This is a genomic window from Providencia sp. PROV189 (assembly GCF_028480065.1).
GTDB lineage: Bacteria > Pseudomonadota > Gammaproteobacteria > Enterobacterales > Enterobacteriaceae > Providencia > Providencia stuartii.
Map to the genome: position 1 here is coordinate 1 of NZ_JAMPOG010000004.1, position 13,811 is coordinate 13,811.

The 13,811-nt window shown below is 40.8% G+C and carries 14 protein-coding genes, 1 tRNA gene and 2 pseudogenes; 9 read left to right on the forward strand and 8 right to left on the reverse strand.

Annotated elements, in window-relative coordinates; translation table 11 throughout:
* Positions 1-19: 19 nt before the first annotated feature.
* The gene (locus tag PR833_RS02395; protein WP_014657972.1) at positions 20-568 is read right to left on the reverse strand and encodes a tyrosine-type DNA invertase; all 549 of its coding nucleotides are present in this window, start codon (positions 566-568) and stop codon (positions 20-22) included.
* A 407-nt stretch (positions 569-975) separates the two neighbouring features.
* Here PR833_RS02395 and PR833_RS20375 point away from each other — a divergent pair.
* Both PR833_RS20375 and PR833_RS02400 read left to right on the forward strand, forming a co-directional pair.
* A pseudogene (locus tag PR833_RS20375) lies at positions 976-1,280 on the forward strand (transposase); the annotation flags it as partial.
* Positions 1,281-1,784: 504 nt separating this feature from the next.
* Complete coding sequence (locus PR833_RS02400; protein WP_232074396.1) at positions 1,785-2,189, forward strand: hypothetical protein; 405 nt, start codon at positions 1,785-1,787, stop codon at positions 2,187-2,189.
* Here PR833_RS02400 and PR833_RS02405 read toward each other — a convergent pair.
* Both PR833_RS02405 and PR833_RS02410 read right to left on the reverse strand, forming a co-directional pair.
* A pseudogene (locus PR833_RS02405) lies at positions 2,115-2,517 on the reverse strand (tyrosine-type recombinase/integrase); the annotation flags it as partial. The gene PR833_RS02400 and the pseudogene PR833_RS02405 sit on opposite strands and share 75 nt — an antisense overlap.
* A 200-nt stretch (positions 2,518-2,717) precedes the next feature.
* Positions 2,718-2,802, reverse strand: a tRNA-Ser gene (locus tag PR833_RS02410).
* Positions 2,803-2,984: 182 nt separating this feature from the next.
* On the opposite strand from PR833_RS02410, the gene PR833_RS02415 reads away from it, so the two are divergent.
* Complete coding sequence (locus PR833_RS02415; RefSeq protein ID WP_004918228.1) at positions 2,985-3,314, forward strand: TusE/DsrC/DsvC family sulfur relay protein; 330 nt, start codon at positions 2,985-2,987, stop codon at positions 3,312-3,314.
* A 12-nt stretch (positions 3,315-3,326) separates the two neighbouring features.
* Here PR833_RS02415 and PR833_RS02420 read toward each other — a convergent pair whose 3' ends face one another.
* A complete protein-coding gene (locus tag PR833_RS02420; RefSeq protein ID WP_223854711.1) occupies positions 3,327-3,608 on the reverse strand; it encodes an acylphosphatase in 282 nt (93 codons plus the stop codon).
* Between the two features lie 219 nt (positions 3,609-3,827).
* Between PR833_RS02420 and hspQ the strand changes: the two genes are divergently transcribed.
* On the forward strand, positions 3,828-4,148 hold the full coding sequence (gene hspQ, locus PR833_RS02425; RefSeq protein ID WP_004918224.1) for a heat shock protein HspQ: 321 nt from the start codon (positions 3,828-3,830) through the stop codon (positions 4,146-4,148).
* A gap of 70 nt (positions 4,149-4,218) precedes the next feature.
* Here the strand turns inward: hspQ and PR833_RS02430 are convergent, their stop codons facing one another.
* Positions 4,219-4,632 carry a CoA-binding protein gene (locus PR833_RS02430; RefSeq protein ID WP_036943643.1) on the reverse strand — a complete coding sequence of 138 codons (414 nt, stop codon included), beginning with the start codon at positions 4,630-4,632 and terminating at the stop codon, positions 4,219-4,221.
* A 261-nt stretch (positions 4,633-4,893) separates the two neighbouring features.
* Between PR833_RS02430 and PR833_RS02435 the strand changes: the two genes are divergently transcribed.
* Positions 4,894-5,352, forward strand: coding sequence for a methylglyoxal synthase (locus tag PR833_RS02435; RefSeq protein WP_014657950.1), 459 nt, complete (start codon positions 4,894-4,896; stop codon positions 5,350-5,352).
* 39 nt (positions 5,353-5,391) lie between these two features.
* On the opposite strand, the gene helD is transcribed toward PR833_RS02435, so the two are convergent.
* The gene (gene helD, locus PR833_RS02440; RefSeq protein WP_104873368.1) at positions 5,392-7,446 is read right to left on the reverse strand and encodes a DNA helicase IV; all 2,055 of its coding nucleotides are present in this window, start codon (positions 7,444-7,446) and stop codon (positions 5,392-5,394) included.
* 258 nt (positions 7,447-7,704) lie between these two features.
* Between helD and yccS the strand changes: the two genes are divergently transcribed.
* Positions 7,705-9,891 carry a YccS family putative transporter gene (gene yccS / locus PR833_RS02445; protein ID WP_014657948.1) on the forward strand — a complete coding sequence of 729 codons (2,187 nt, stop codon included), beginning with the start codon at positions 7,705-7,707 and terminating at the stop codon, positions 9,889-9,891.
* Between the two features lie 83 nt (positions 9,892-9,974).
* Here yccS and PR833_RS02450 read toward each other — a convergent pair whose 3' ends face one another.
* Positions 9,975-10,577, reverse strand: a complete 603-nt coding sequence (locus tag PR833_RS02450) for a TfoX/Sxy family DNA transformation protein (RefSeq protein ID WP_225829639.1) — start codon at positions 10,575-10,577, stop codon at positions 9,975-9,977.
* 232 nt (positions 10,578-10,809) lie between these two features.
* On the opposite strand from PR833_RS02450, the gene sulA reads away from it, so the two are divergent.
* Positions 10,810-11,331, forward strand: a complete 522-nt coding sequence (gene sulA / locus PR833_RS02455) for an SOS-induced cell division inhibitor SulA (protein WP_014657947.1) — start codon at positions 10,810-10,812, stop codon at positions 11,329-11,331.
* 355 nt (positions 11,332-11,686) lie between these two features.
* Positions 11,687-12,760, forward strand: a complete 1,074-nt coding sequence (ompA, locus tag PR833_RS02460) for a porin OmpA (RefSeq protein WP_121874529.1) — start codon at positions 11,687-11,689, stop codon at positions 12,758-12,760.
* Between the two features lie 215 nt (positions 12,761-12,975).
* Here the strand turns inward: ompA and matP are convergent, their stop codons facing one another.
* Complete coding sequence (matP, locus tag PR833_RS02465) at positions 12,976-13,440, reverse strand: macrodomain Ter protein MatP (RefSeq protein WP_004918208.1); 465 nt, start codon at positions 13,438-13,440, stop codon at positions 12,976-12,978.
* Between the two features lie 173 nt (positions 13,441-13,613).
* Between matP and PR833_RS02470 the strand changes: the two genes are divergently transcribed.
* Positions 13,614-13,790 carry a GhoT/OrtT family toxin gene (locus PR833_RS02470; protein ID WP_014657945.1) on the forward strand — a complete coding sequence of 59 codons (177 nt, stop codon included), beginning with the start codon at positions 13,614-13,616 and terminating at the stop codon, positions 13,788-13,790.
* Positions 13,791-13,811 lie beyond the last annotated feature (21 nt).

The following is a 13,811-nucleotide window of genomic DNA, read 5'->3' on the forward strand; positions in this document are numbered from 1 at the left end:
CCCTTTTAACGCCTTTATCTCACCATACTCCCCGAAATCTTGCTGGGTTACTTGCTGTGTATCTTACGGTATGTTGTATATTCGTGTGCCCCAAATAATCCTGAATTAAACGCGTATCGGCGCCTCTATCCGCTAATGCATAACCACATGCATGTCGTAACATGTGGGGATGAATACCTAGAGTTAGTTCAGCTAGCTCACCAAGTCGTGAAAAAAGTTGATAAAAGCGCTGACGAGTCATGGCAGTCCCTCTTTCAGATAAAAATAACCACTGACTTTCTTTCCCTTTCCATGTATTTCTAATTTTTAGCCAAGCTTTAATGAGAGGGATCTCTTCATCAATCAGTGGGTGATTAACTGAAAAACCATTCTTTAAACGATGTACATAAAGCTCATTACTTTCTAAGTTAAGATCAGATAATTTTAGCGATAGGGCTTCGCTTGCCCTTAGACCATGTATAAAGCACATATAAATTAAGCAAGAATTACGTTCGGGATGTCGCGACAAATGACAAGCAGCTAAAAGTCGAGATATTTCCTGTTGGGTTAAATACTTACGAGTGGACATGAACGTTTCCCCATTTAGTCAAAAAATGGGCAATTATATCTAAATCAATCGACCTGACATATTAATTTTTTTAGATAAATATAATTTTTTTCAGCCCATATACAAAAATAAAAAACAACTTAAAACCCATATATTAGGGTAATAAAGGAGAGATTAACTAAATTTTATATTTAGTTAATTATTTTGGCACTATTGCAAAGTTTGATTTTTATAAAAAATGAATCGTTATAGCCACAATATATTGGATTTTTGATCATCTGAATGACAATCTATAGTAGAGAAATTAATCTCAGTAAAACTTTGCAACAGTGCCTATATAACTACCTTATTTACCGCATTCTGTTTGAATAGCCACCGACTTGATAGACACCTTTTAGTTAGACAAAATAGCGAAAAGAGAGGTGTTTATGAGCAGCAAACAATATCCAGAAAAATTGAAAATTGAAAATTGAAGCAAATCACGAAAAAAGGACATAGTGTAGCCCGCGCGGCTAACCGACTGAGCACAACAACGCATAGTCTTTACGCATGGATTAAAAAATATAGCCAGACTCTTCGCAATATCAAATTATATCTATTGAAAGTGATGACATTCTGCGACTTAAAAAAGAGTTACAAAGAGTCACTAAAAAGCAGGATACATTAAAAAAGCCGCGTTGTACTTTGCAAGTCAATCCGACTTAAATATGCCTTTATTAAAGCCAACCAACATGGTTATGAAAGTACGGACTACGCTTGTCACTCTCAGCCTGAATAGTCATTGTGGCCATAACTTTACCTGTAGCTGTTTTAACTCTCTCAGGGGATTTTATTACCGTTCCTGATGTGGTGATTCTGGTTGATTTCGCTTTTCTCATTTTTGATTTACTCACCTTCATACCATCATAGTAAATGCTGTATAACTTGCTTTAATTTGAAACCGAAGATGTACCTACTGCATACTCATAAAACACTAGTGATAACAAAGATATTAATCAATCCAATCTAATTTTGGTCAATGGCAAGCATTAGGTTTTATATAGCCCAATCAATAGTACTACCGTGGTTTATCACAGTACCATTTTGGTACGTTATTACTATGAGTCTTTTTGATATCAAAATAACCACACCGTGTTTGCTTATGGTTATTAGAAATTATTTTCCTATTAAAAGCCTTTTCTCAATTAATAGTATTTAGTAGGCTAAAATGAAAAACATGCTAGCTAGGGTAATATCTATGTCTCAAGATTTTAACGTTTACCTCTCTTCTAAATCACTCCCATCACCTTTCGAGTGGCAGGCGGAAATAGCCAAGGTTAATAAATCACTGATTATGGATACTGATTTTGACTTACTCACCTTTTCTGGTTTTCTTCCTTATCAATTAGATAACGAGATTACCGGCTTTGAATACGGCTCATGGTTTATGGATGATGATCATAAAAAAGAAATTAATATACCTACAGCTGATTTCTGTATTTTATTCTCAGTTGGTAGCCGACCGCTTGAATTGATAGCAGCTGTAATATCCGCATACTGCCTTGTAAAGCTAACTGATGGAGTCCTGTCAGATCCCCAAGCAGGTATTCATATACCGCCATCTCAGATTGACTCTTGGATGAAGGCGATGTTGGCAAAGTAGCCCTAGCACTCTGCGCCCATCAATGTATTGAGCATGATTATACGTTCCACGAATAGAGTTTATTAACGTGTGCTAGCTGTGTCTCAATCCATGCAGTGTTATAACCTTGTTCATGTAGGATGGTGCTCATTGTGTGCCTGAAGCCGTGGCCTGTGGCTCGCCCACTATAGCCCATGCGCCTAATCATCGTATTCAGTGCCATATCTGGTATGTGCTTTCTATAATCAGTGCGACTAGGGAATATATATTGATAACTGCCACTGATGGGATGTGTCTGTTTCAGCAAATCAATCACCTGCTCTGATAGCGGCACAATATGAGGTCGGCGTGTAAGCACACTTGATTAGCATATCTGTTAGCTTCATAAATCACTAATATTGTAGAGGGAATTCTATATAAAAAACTATGCAACAAATTATTGTAGAGATTTAGAAAGACGTTAGTAGACTTCGGTAGAGTGAGATTTCGCTGGAACGCTTGATTTAACTGAGGTTAGGAGACTTTAATAGACCTGATTGGAAGTCAAGATGGCGGAGGAGAGATTCGAACTCTCGGATGGTTTCCCATCGGCGGTTTTCAAGACCGCTGCCTTCAGCCGCTCGGCCACCCCTCCGCAATGACGTGCACTATAAACATCTGCGCTTTCGATGTAAACCCCCTATTTTATCAATTGCTATAAAAATAGGCACTTAATGTGTTAATGGGCTAAATTATCAACATTTCCAACAGGTCGCTTGGGTTATCGCCTATTTTTTGCTAAATTTGCACTCTATTTTTGTTTAGGTTGAAATCTGTATGTTGCTTTTTAACGGCCAAGAAATTGAGACTGACCCTCAGGGCTACCTTATCGATAGCCAACAATGGAGCGAAGATCTTATTCCTCTTCTCGCAGAGCAAGAAAATATCACTTTGACAGAAGAGCACCTTGAAATCATTCGCTTTGTTCGCGCATTCTACTTGGAATTTAATACATCTCCTGCCATCCGTATGCTCGTGAAAGCCGTTTCACAGCAATTTGGGGAAGATAAAGGAAATAGCCGCTACTTATATCGACTATTCCCTAAAGGCCCAGCAAAGCAAGCAACAAAACTTGCCGGCCTGCCAAAGCCCGTGAAATGTATTTAAATGGCTAGCCAATTAATAGCGGACCGAAAAATCCGCTATTTTTTCAGTGTGCCAATTTTCACTAAAATAGTGATCAATCTTTGCTCCTGGAGGGCCACCTGCATTGAGCCATTCTTCGACAAAACGGATATCTTGGTCTGAACCATAGATACCCAGTGCGACACTGCCATCTTCGCGATTATAGACATACCCTTTTATGCCATTTTGATTCGCCCAATGATACGTTTGGTAACGAAAACCAACTCCTTGTACGCGACCATAGATATAAAACAAACGTCCGGTTGATGTTGTCATTTTGGCCCCCATTATCAGTGCATTATTTACTAAAATACGATTTATTACAGTTGTCTTTTATTCATCGAACATATAATCTGGAATTGAGGCACTGCTTTTCAATGTTGCATATAAGACAGTGTATTGCGTTATGAGTAATTGTCCATACATTGGCTTGAAAACGCGGAACACTGCCCCAATATAAAGTTATAGCATAAGCAAGGCTTTTAGGAGGTGGCTATGATGATCACCAGTAAATATGGGATCGGGCAACAAGTTAGACATAAACTACTCGGCTACCTAGGCGTTGTGGTCGACGTCGATGCCGAATATTCGCTCGAACAACCACACGATGATGATATTGCTTCAAACAGCACATTACGTGATCTGCCTTGGTACCATGTTGTTATGGAAGATGACAACGGCGAAGCTATTCATACTTATTTGGCTGAAGCGCAAATTACTTATGAAACCGCTGATGACCATCCAGAGCAACCTTCCATGGACGAATTGGCAGAGTCTATTCGCTCACAATTACAGGCACCGCGCCTACGTAACTAGTTGTTTATAAAATTATTAACTTGTATCCAACAGTAAAGCAGCCCAACGCTGCTTTACTGTATTGTCATGCTTACTTTTCTAAACCTAATAAAGGGATTTCTTGTTTTGGGCATCTATCCATAACAAATTTCATGCCCGCAGCAAGTGCGATGTTTTTCGCATCTTCACTAATAACCCCCTTTTGTAGCCACAGTACTTTGGCTTTAATCGCAACGGCTTCCTGTGCGATCCCCACCGCGGCTTCAGCATTACGAAATACATCCACCATATCTATTGGTTGAGGAATATCCGCTAATTTTGCGTAGACTTTTTGCCCTAATAGCATTTGCCCTGCTAATTTAGGGCTGACAGGGATTATGGTATATCCTTGCTCTAATAAGTACTCCATCACTTCATAACTTGGACGATCTTTTTTATCACTTGCGCCAACTAAGGCGATCGTATTGACACTACGTAATATTTCAGCAATTTCTTGGTTAGTCATCAAAATAACTCCCTAAATCAGTAAACTATTAATCTACAATATGATATATGTTGTAGTGTGTGCTAACTCAATTTTTCTACTATGAGTACCACGTTGATGTTGCTGGCAAGATGAGAGAAAACATGGATTATGTTTTCAATTACCCCAGAAAGTTATGAGATAGTCTTTCTCTCATTATTGCGATAAAAACCAGCAGATCGCGACAAACACGTCATTATTAATATGCTTAGCGTGATACCACGCCACCTTTAAGGGAACATCATGGAATCAACTACTCGTACAATAAAAAACACTAAAAATATAGCACTCGTTGCCCATGACCACTGTAAATCTTCATTATTAGCTTGGGCAACAAAGAATAGCGAACAACTTAAATCCCACCAACTGTTTGGAACGGGTACCACAGCGAAACTGATTAGTCACCATACAGGGCTTCATGTTACTGGTATGCTTAGCGGCCCTATGGGCGGTGACCAACAAATAGGAGCGATGATCTCCGAACAAAAAATCGATGTTTTGATCTTTTTCTGGGACCCTCTGAATGCCGTTCCTCATGATCCAGACGTGAAAGCCTTATTACGTTTAGCGGCTGTTTGGAATATCCCTGTAGCCACTAATCCAGCAACAGCAGACTTTATTATTACGTCACCCTATTTTAATGGTGCAATTGATATAGTGATCCCTGATTACCAGCAGTACTTACAAGAACGCACAAAATAAGCCTTAAAGAGCCGGATAGTTTATCCGGCTCTTTGCTATTTAAGGTTTTTTCTGTCTAGGCACACCTAACTGTTTTAATTCACTAACGAACTCTGATGGTTCATCGGGGTTATACAGTAGCCATACTTGCTGTTTTGCACGCGTCATTGCCACATATAACAGCCGCCTCTCTTCTGCGTGCTCAAACTCCTCATGTTTAGGGAGTAACACTTGTTCCATAATAGATTCGCGTGCCGCCGCTGGGAATCCATCCTTCCCACTGTTCAGCCCACAAATAATGACATGATCGGCTTGCTTCCCTTTAGAGGCATGAATGGTCATAAACTCAATCTTAAGCTTTGGCCAGCGTGTTTGCGCTTTACTTAAGATTTCTGGTCGCAGATAGTGATAACGTGCTAAACATAAAATAGTTTCATTTTCCGTGACATAACCACTCATCTTATCGAATAAACGCTCCAGTGCATTTTCATAAAGCAAAACGACTGACTTTTTATTGCCTTTAACGAGGCTATTAAGTGGTTTATCGAGCTGCGTCGGATTTTGCAATATAAAGCGATTCGCAATTTCACCAATGCGCTGATTAAACCGATAAGTGGTGTCTAATGCGCACAGCGCTCCTTCGCCAAAATTGTGTTCAAAAGAGGTTGTCAGATCAAGCTCTGCCCCGCTAAAACGATATATAGCCTGCCAATCATCACCAACAGCAAAAAGTGACGTTTGTTTATTCTGTTGACGCAATGCCTGTAGCAGTTTTGCTCTTAACGGCGAAATATCTTGAAATTCATCGACCAATATGTGTTTCCAAGGGCTAATAAAACGCCCTTTCTCTAATAAATTAACAGCTTGATGGATCAACCCAGAGAAATCGATAGCCCCTTCATCTTTTAGAGCACTTTTCCAAGCCTTTAATAAAGGTGACATGAGACGAAGGCGTTTTTGAAACAGATCTCTAAACTGTTCGTCGGCAGATTCGATCATCTCTTTCTGGCTACCGCCATGCATACGCATTAAACTTAACCAGCGCTCTAAGCGACTTACTATCTTTTTACTGATTTTTTCATCTTTCCAGAATTCACCTTCCGGCACATCCCACTGTAGCTCCTCAGTTAGCCACTCCCGCCAGCCTTTCGCTTGCGCTTTTTTCGTACTGCACTGTGTACGCCATTCATTCAATAACAATTCACCGCGTTTTTGAGAGTCAGTTTCGAATTCACTGATAGCAGGTGATTTATTGCTTCCTTCACGAATGATATAGAGCGCTAGCGCATGAAATGTTTTGGCTTCAATATCCTCCTGCTGCAAACGCTCTTGGATACGTTCATTCATTTCTTGCGCCGCTTTACGACCAAACGCTAATAATAAGATTTGCTCAGCCTTAGCGAGCTTTCTTAAAAGAAGCCAGCCGGCTCTCGCGACTAATACTGACGTTTTCCCACTCCCCGCCCCAGCAAGTACTAAAACGTTATCTTCTCCATTAATGACGGAGAGTGCTTGGCTTGAGTTTAACGGGGAGGTTTCAACATGTTGGAAAAAATCACTATAGCGTGACAGAATTGATTCACTCCATTGTTGGTTAACCTGTTGCCGACAACGTTCTCCATCATTGAGCCATTGCAAACAGTAGTGATAAGGGGCAGCACAGTTTTCAAATTGACTGACTCGCGCTAACGGCAGAGGAAGGGAAGAAAATTGCTCGCTGATCTTTTTACGAAAGGTGTTTAATTCACGCAAGCTAAACCAATTATCCTGCTGAGTTTGCTGCTGTATTCCTTTTGCGAGGGCGACAAGCACTTGAGCACTGACCTCACTCATTTCAATGCTCCATTGTTGCCATTTATCATTTAAATAGTGATAAAAGCGTTGCGTTTGCTTCCATTCGGTTCCATGCAAACGAACAACTTGCTCATCAGCTAGTTCAAACTCTAACTCCCCCCAAACAATTCCCCTTTTGCAATGAATATCAATTAATTGGTTAAAAGGGATAAGATATTGATGTTTTTCACCACTCACCTCAATGCCAGCATTTAATAAGCGAACCCGATTATAGGGATGCTGAGCCAGGCGCTGCCCAATCTGTGTTGATTTCAGTTCCATACATCCTGCACCTGAGTAGTTCAATCATGAAAATAACGGCTGCTTGATTCCAGACAGTTTTTTATTACTTACAAACACGCTATCCTATATAGACTCTAAATATTCGAGTTGTATCTAGGCGGCAGGTTAAACTGCTTGTTTATTCGTCGAAAAGACGCCCAAGGAGCCTATAAACCTTGAGCACTTCAACACGTAACAGCTAGGCAACTTAAAATATAACGAGTATAGACTACGAAATGTTCGCCTCTGAGGTACTTTGTGTTAACGCTGCTTACCAGTTATCGTCGTGTTTTATATAACAGTCATGCTCTATATTATATCCGAATCTTAATCGCCCTGACAGGGACGACACTGATCCCTTGGTTATTGGGGCAAGAGCCTAAAGTCACAATCCCTCTGACATTAGGTATGGTAGCGGCCGCCTTGACCGACCTAGATGATAGGTTGACTGGCCGATTAAAAAACCTAGCTATCACCCTACTTTGTTTTTTTATTGCCTCAGTTTCGATTGAGTTACTGTTCCCGCATCCCGTTCTGTTCTTTTTTGGGTTGGCACTCTCGACCTGTGGGTTTATTCTCTTAGGGGCGCTAGGTCAACGCTACGCCACTATTGCATTTGGTGCGTTATTGATAGCCATCTATACCATGCTTGGGGTGCCAATATTTGATACTTGGTACCAACAACCCGCCCTATTACTTATTGGGGCTATTTGGTATAACCTTCTTACGTTGATCGGCCACATTCTTTTCCCTGTTCGGCCTTTACAAGATGCGATCACTCAATGTTATCAACAGCTAGCCGCCTACCTCGATGCAAAGGCCAACTTATTCGACCCTGATCTTGAAGATGACTACCAACAGTCAGTCTATGATTTAGCCTTAGTCAATAGCACATTAGTCAGTACGATGAATCAGGCTAAAATTGCGCTGCTCAGTCGGCTCAAAGGCGATAGAGGCCAGAAAGGAACACGTAATACCCTACAATATTATTTCGTTGCGCAAGATATCCATGAACGGGCGAGCTCATCACACATACAATATCAGCAACTGAGTCGTACGCTACGCCATAGCGATATTCTCTTTCGTTTCCAACGACTACTTAGCATGCAAGCGCGGGCTTGCCAACAGGTAGCACAATCTGTTTTGTGGCGTAAGCAGTACCAACATAACCCGCGCTTTGAAGGTACTTTTGCTTACCTTGAAAACTCACTGCAACTGCTAAAACAACAGTCACCTGCAATTCATGAAATTAAGGCGCTGTATAATCTACTCAAAAATCTAAAAGGGATTGATGTCCAACTGAGAGGGCTTGGCCTCGAACAAGGTTCACGCCAACAGAATAATAAACAATTTGAACAACTCTCAGATGAGTCACCTTCAGGCATCAGTGATATCATCGCACGCTTCAAGCACCATTTAACGCCGCAATCCGCCCTGTTCCGCCATGCAGTTAGGATGTCTCTCTTATTATGTACAGGCTATCTCATCATCCAATTATTTGATTTAGAAAGAGGATATTGGATTTTATTGACTAGCTTGTTCGTTTGTCAGCCTAACTATAGCGCAACAAAACGGCGGCTCGCACTCCGTATTATTGGCACACTGATTGGGATCCTCGTTGGCTTGCCGCTATTAAAATTTGTTCCTTCTATGGAAGGGCAGCTCACCTTAATTGTTATCTCTGGGTTACTGTTTTTTGTTTTCCGCAGTAGCCAATATGCGCAAGCGACACTATTTATTACTCTGCTCGTTCTATTTTGTTTCAACCTGCTAGGGGAAGGATTTGAAGTTGCTCTCCCTCGGGTCATTGATACGCTAGTTGGTTGTTTTATAGCCTTCCTTGCTGTTAGCTTTATATGGCCTGATTGGAAATTCCGCCAATTACCGCAGGTTGTGCAAAAAACCATGAACAGTAACTGCCGCTATTTAGATGCGATTTTACAGCAATATTACCAAGGTAAAGATAACAGTCTGGAATACCGTGTTGCACGCCGCGATGCCCACAATAATGATGCTGAGTTTGCTTCTATCGTTTCCAATATGGCATCCGATCCTAAATCGTATAAAGTCACTCAAGAGCAAGCCTTTAGGCTCCTCTGCCTCAACCACACCTTACTGAGTTATATTTCAGCATTGGGTGCGCACCGAGAGCAAATGCAAAATGAGGAAAACCTGATTATTTTGAGTGATGCTATCTGTTATGTAGAAACATCATTACAAGTCATGAGCCTAGATACCTTAATGGATGAGAAATCAGAACGTCTACGAGAGAGCATCACTCATCGCATAGATAGCATATCGACCAGCGATGATGAAAAGACGGTCCTTATTATGGAACAAACAAGGCTGCTGCTTGAACTGATCCCTGAAATAAAATCCATGATCAAGCAAATTAATATTCCCGTTACTTCGCCTCTTGCAAATGGCCATCATTCAGCCATATAGCGGATAAATCAAACTGATGAGCGGGTGTCAAAATACAGCATTAATTGTTACACCCGCTTGTGCGACCTTTAGCCTAATACGGTTCAACCAACGCTGTTGTACCAATTAATCAACTCTTGTTTAATTTGTGTCGGCAGCACAGCACTGTGATAACCTTCGATTGCACCAGCCAACCCAATTAATAATTTGATACTAGGGGAAAAACGACCAAGCTGTTTTAACTTCAAAAAACACGCTTTCGCGCCTATTTCACGTAAATCGTCGGCTTTATGAATACCTATTTTCCCTAATGCCCTTTCAACCGACATATTCATATTAGGTAAATCTTTTATCCGAGTGACGGCAGACTGCTTTTGCTGCCGCTCTTCAATAGCTGAGCGATAGGCTAAATCAATGCAGTGCAATAAAAGCGCTTCATTCTCCCAAATCTGCTGAGGTAACTGATAATAGCGCAGCTCTAGTGGGATCCCTTTTTTACTGAAAACTAACCGTTCAAGTTCAATTGATTCAAAGTAGCTCCTTGCAAAAAGGCAGCCACGTAAATATAAGAGCCCATCAAGCGCTAAGCCAACAATAACGTTATCAACAATCAAACAATAGCCGCCAAAATAGTTTTTCTTTTTAAATTCACCAAAACCTTTTAACAGCTGATCTAATCGAGAATCATTTTTTTCCGTTAAAGACATACACCCAAACTCCTTATGAGCATTCATCTACTTCCATCCTTGTGTGTGAAACTATAAATACCTTAATTTTACAAACAATTAGCAGAACTACATTCTGAGAGGATCCGCTAAAAACTCCAAGAATATTGCAGATAAAAACAACAAAGTTGCGAAGCGCTTTGAAAAAATAGTCTTGATATTGGATAAATATACAGTTACTGTATATGCATACAGTTTGATTGTGAGGTGAACTATGGCTATTTATTCTTGGAACAAGGCAACTGAACATTCTGTTAACCACAGCACACAAGCAATGCCTTCAACACCGCCTATTGATGGCTCGATGCAACAAGGCATGGTGAGTGAGCTGGTTTACGATGAAAAACATCCTATTATGGATTACATTCTACTGCCGATGTTGCGTCAGTTCGGGGCGCAATCTCGTTGGCTGCTTTGGCTAAGCCCCAATAAAAAGTTAAGTCGTCACTGGTTAATGCAATCAGGCTTGCCTATTAACAAAATTATGCAACTCAGCAATATGGCGTCGATAACGACGATAGATGCGATGGAAAAGGCATTAAGAAGTGGTAATTATAGTGTTGTTTTAGGTTGGCTACCGGAATTAAATAAACAGGACTTTGCTCGCTTACAAACGGCAGCACAAGAAGGACATTCTATCGGCTTTATTATGCGCCCTCAAAAAACACATAATATCGCAAGTATCCATTCTGGACAGCAAAATAACCTAAAAATTCACTCTAACTATTATCACTAGCCAAGATTAAGAATATTCTTAGTAAATTTGACATTCGGATATCTCAGACTCAGAAAATACCGAAAAAATAATTGAGATCAATGTGATAGATAATAATCAACTCAAAATAGGATTACGTTTATCTCTCTGATTTATCCGCTAAAAAATGTTTTTTTACCATGATTTTTGCTTGCTCTACTTGTATCTTTTTTAGTTCGTTGTAGACTTTAGCTTGTTAAGGTTATGGCATTATTTTTTACTTTTTATAAATTTTTGTAGATAATGTCAGCGAAACCTAGCAAGTATTTTAAACCAATGGCGAATAATAAGGCTCTTTGAAGCCATGCCTATATTGGATGATAACGAGGCGTAAAAAATGAAAAAGACAGCTATCGCAGTAGCAGTGGCAGTAGCAGCTTTCGCAACTGTTGCGCAGGCAGCTCCAAAAGACAACACTTGGTATACCGGTGCTAAACTGGGTTGGTCTCACTATGAAGATACCAGCTTCACTCCAGTTGATCGTGAAAACACTGTAGGTAAAAGTACTGACCGTGATACTTTCGGTGCTGGTGCATACGCAGGTTACCAATACAACCAGTACATGGGCTTCGAGCTTGGTTATGACTGGTTTGGTAAAATGAAATACAAAGGTGCTGGTAACAACGGCGACCTGAAATCAATGGGTGTTTCTCTGACTACCAAACTGAGCTATCCAGTAATGGACGACTTAGACGTTTACACTCGTTTAGGTGGTATGGTATGGCGTACTGATGTTAAAGCACACCAAGCAGGTGAAGAGCGTTACAAAGAAAACGATACTGGTGTTTCTCCTGTATACGCACTGGGTGTTGAATATGCAATCACTCCAAACTGGGCAACTCGTTTAGATTACCAATGGGTTAGCAACATCGGTGATAACGACAACCTGGGCGTACGTCCTGACAACGGCATGCTGAGCGTTGGTCTGGCATACCGCTTCAACCAAGAAGCAGCACCAGTTGTTGAGCCAGCTCCAGTTGTTGAGCCAGCGCCAGTTGTTGAGAACAAGCGTTTCACTCTGCGTTCAGACGTTCTGTTCAACTTCAACAAAGCAACTCTGAAACCAGAAGGTCAGCAAGCACTGAACGAACTGTATAACGAACTGAGCAGCATCGACCCAACTCAAGGTCGCGTACTGGTAGTTGGTTTCACAGACCGTATCGGTTCACAAAACTACAACCTGCCACTGTCACAAAAACGTGCTCAGTCAGTTGTTGATTACTTAGTTGCTAAAGGCGTTCCAGCAAGCGCAATCGCTGCTGAAGGTCGTGGTAAAGAAGATCCAGTAACTGGTAACAAATGTGACAACGTTAAAGGCCGTGCAGCTCTGATCGAGTGTCTGGCTCCAGACCGTCGCGTTGAAATCGAAATTCAAGGTACAACTGAAGTTGTCACTCAACCAGGTGCTTAATTCTTAGCCCCTCGTTCGAATTTCGAACTGAATACAAAAAACCCCATTTCGATGGGGTTTTTTTTATGCTAAAAATCATCAGGTCACTAAACACAATCTGTCATTGTTACGATTAAATCAATCGTGGTCGAAAAATAATGGCGGGTTACAAAGCATTTCGTTGGGAATAAAACGATCGTGGTTGATCAACGGGCAACTTGAGATAATCGTCTCCCCTATTTCTTGGTACTTGAATTCCCTAGAATCGCCTGTAGGTCTTGCTTTAACGAACTCATTTGGCTCTCATACTTATCTTTATGCTCAGCATCTTCGATCAACTGAATGATCGTCTCTGATAATGTTTTATTGCGTTTCACTGCAAGGTTAGATAAACGCTGCCAAACAGAAAAGTTAAGGTCGATAGATTTTTTTCTGGTATGGGGATGCTCAGCATTGAAATGACGTTTACGTCTTGCTCGAATGCTTTGCTTCATACGGTTATCCAATTGTGGATTCATATGCAAAGCGATCCATTTTAAAACCTCTGTGGGCTGGTTTTCCATTTTGAGCAATAGCGCGATAGCCTCACTTTCGGCACTTCTTTCGATATACCGAGTAATTGGCTCACCACTTCGGGACTTCTTCACCAGATATTCCCATTTCCAGCCACATTCTAAATTTTCAAGCTGCTGATATTTCATATTTTTTCCTGACGAAGATCGAACCTGACCTATACCTGACCTATATTAGCAATTTTAGATGAAGATACGCAATTTAAGCACCACCGTCGACCTATTATTGACAAAGAAGATAACAACTAGGCACAAAATAGTGTACAATCAACGCTCACCTATTAACAATTTAATGAACAAGCATGTCCACATTTGAATGCATACTTCTCGTATATGGGATAGGCGGGGTGTGCTCAGCGCTTATAACACTACTCCTGACTAAAGACCCTAATATCTTTATGAGATTGCTCAGTGCGCTCTTAATTGGCTTAACATGGCCAATGTCTTTGCCTGTTGTGCTATTATTTTCTTTATTCTAACTGATTATACGACAATTATTG

Excerpts from the sequence above, each read along its gene's own strand:
- PR833_RS02395 (WP_014657972.1), bottom strand. The coding sequence starts at position 568 with ATGTCCACTCGTAAGTATTTAACCCAACAGGAAATATCTCGACTTTTA.
- PR833_RS02400 (WP_232074396.1), top strand. The coding sequence starts at position 1,785 with ATGTCTCAAGATTTTAACGTTTACCTCTCTTCTAAATCACTCCCATCA.
- PR833_RS02415 (WP_004918228.1), top strand. The coding sequence starts at position 2,985 with ATGTTGCTTTTTAACGGCCAAGAAATTGAGACTGACCCTCAGGGCTAC.
- PR833_RS02420 (WP_223854711.1), bottom strand. The coding sequence starts at position 3,608 with ATGACAACATCAACCGGACGTTTGTTTTATATCTATGGTCGCGTACAA.
- hspQ (WP_004918224.1), top strand. The coding sequence starts at position 3,828 with ATGATGATCACCAGTAAATATGGGATCGGGCAACAAGTTAGACATAAA.
- PR833_RS02430 (WP_036943643.1), bottom strand. The coding sequence starts at position 4,632 with ATGACTAACCAAGAAATTGCTGAAATATTACGTAGTGTCAATACGATC.
- PR833_RS02435 (WP_014657950.1), top strand. The coding sequence starts at position 4,894 with ATGGAATCAACTACTCGTACAATAAAAAACACTAAAAATATAGCACTC.
- helD (WP_104873368.1), bottom strand. The coding sequence starts at position 7,446 with ATGGAACTGAAATCAACACAGATTGGGCAGCGCCTGGCTCAGCATCCC.
- PR833_RS02450 (WP_225829639.1), bottom strand. The coding sequence starts at position 10,577 with ATGTCTTTAACGGAAAAAAATGATTCTCGATTAGATCAGCTGTTAAAA.
- sulA (WP_014657947.1), top strand. The coding sequence starts at position 10,810 with ATGGCTATTTATTCTTGGAACAAGGCAACTGAACATTCTGTTAACCAC.
- ompA (WP_121874529.1), top strand. The coding sequence starts at position 11,687 with ATGAAAAAGACAGCTATCGCAGTAGCAGTGGCAGTAGCAGCTTTCGCA.
- matP (WP_004918208.1), bottom strand. The coding sequence starts at position 13,440 with ATGAAATATCAGCAGCTTGAAAATTTAGAATGTGGCTGGAAATGGGAA.
- PR833_RS02470 (WP_014657945.1), top strand. The coding sequence starts at position 13,614 with ATGTCCACATTTGAATGCATACTTCTCGTATATGGGATAGGCGGGGTG.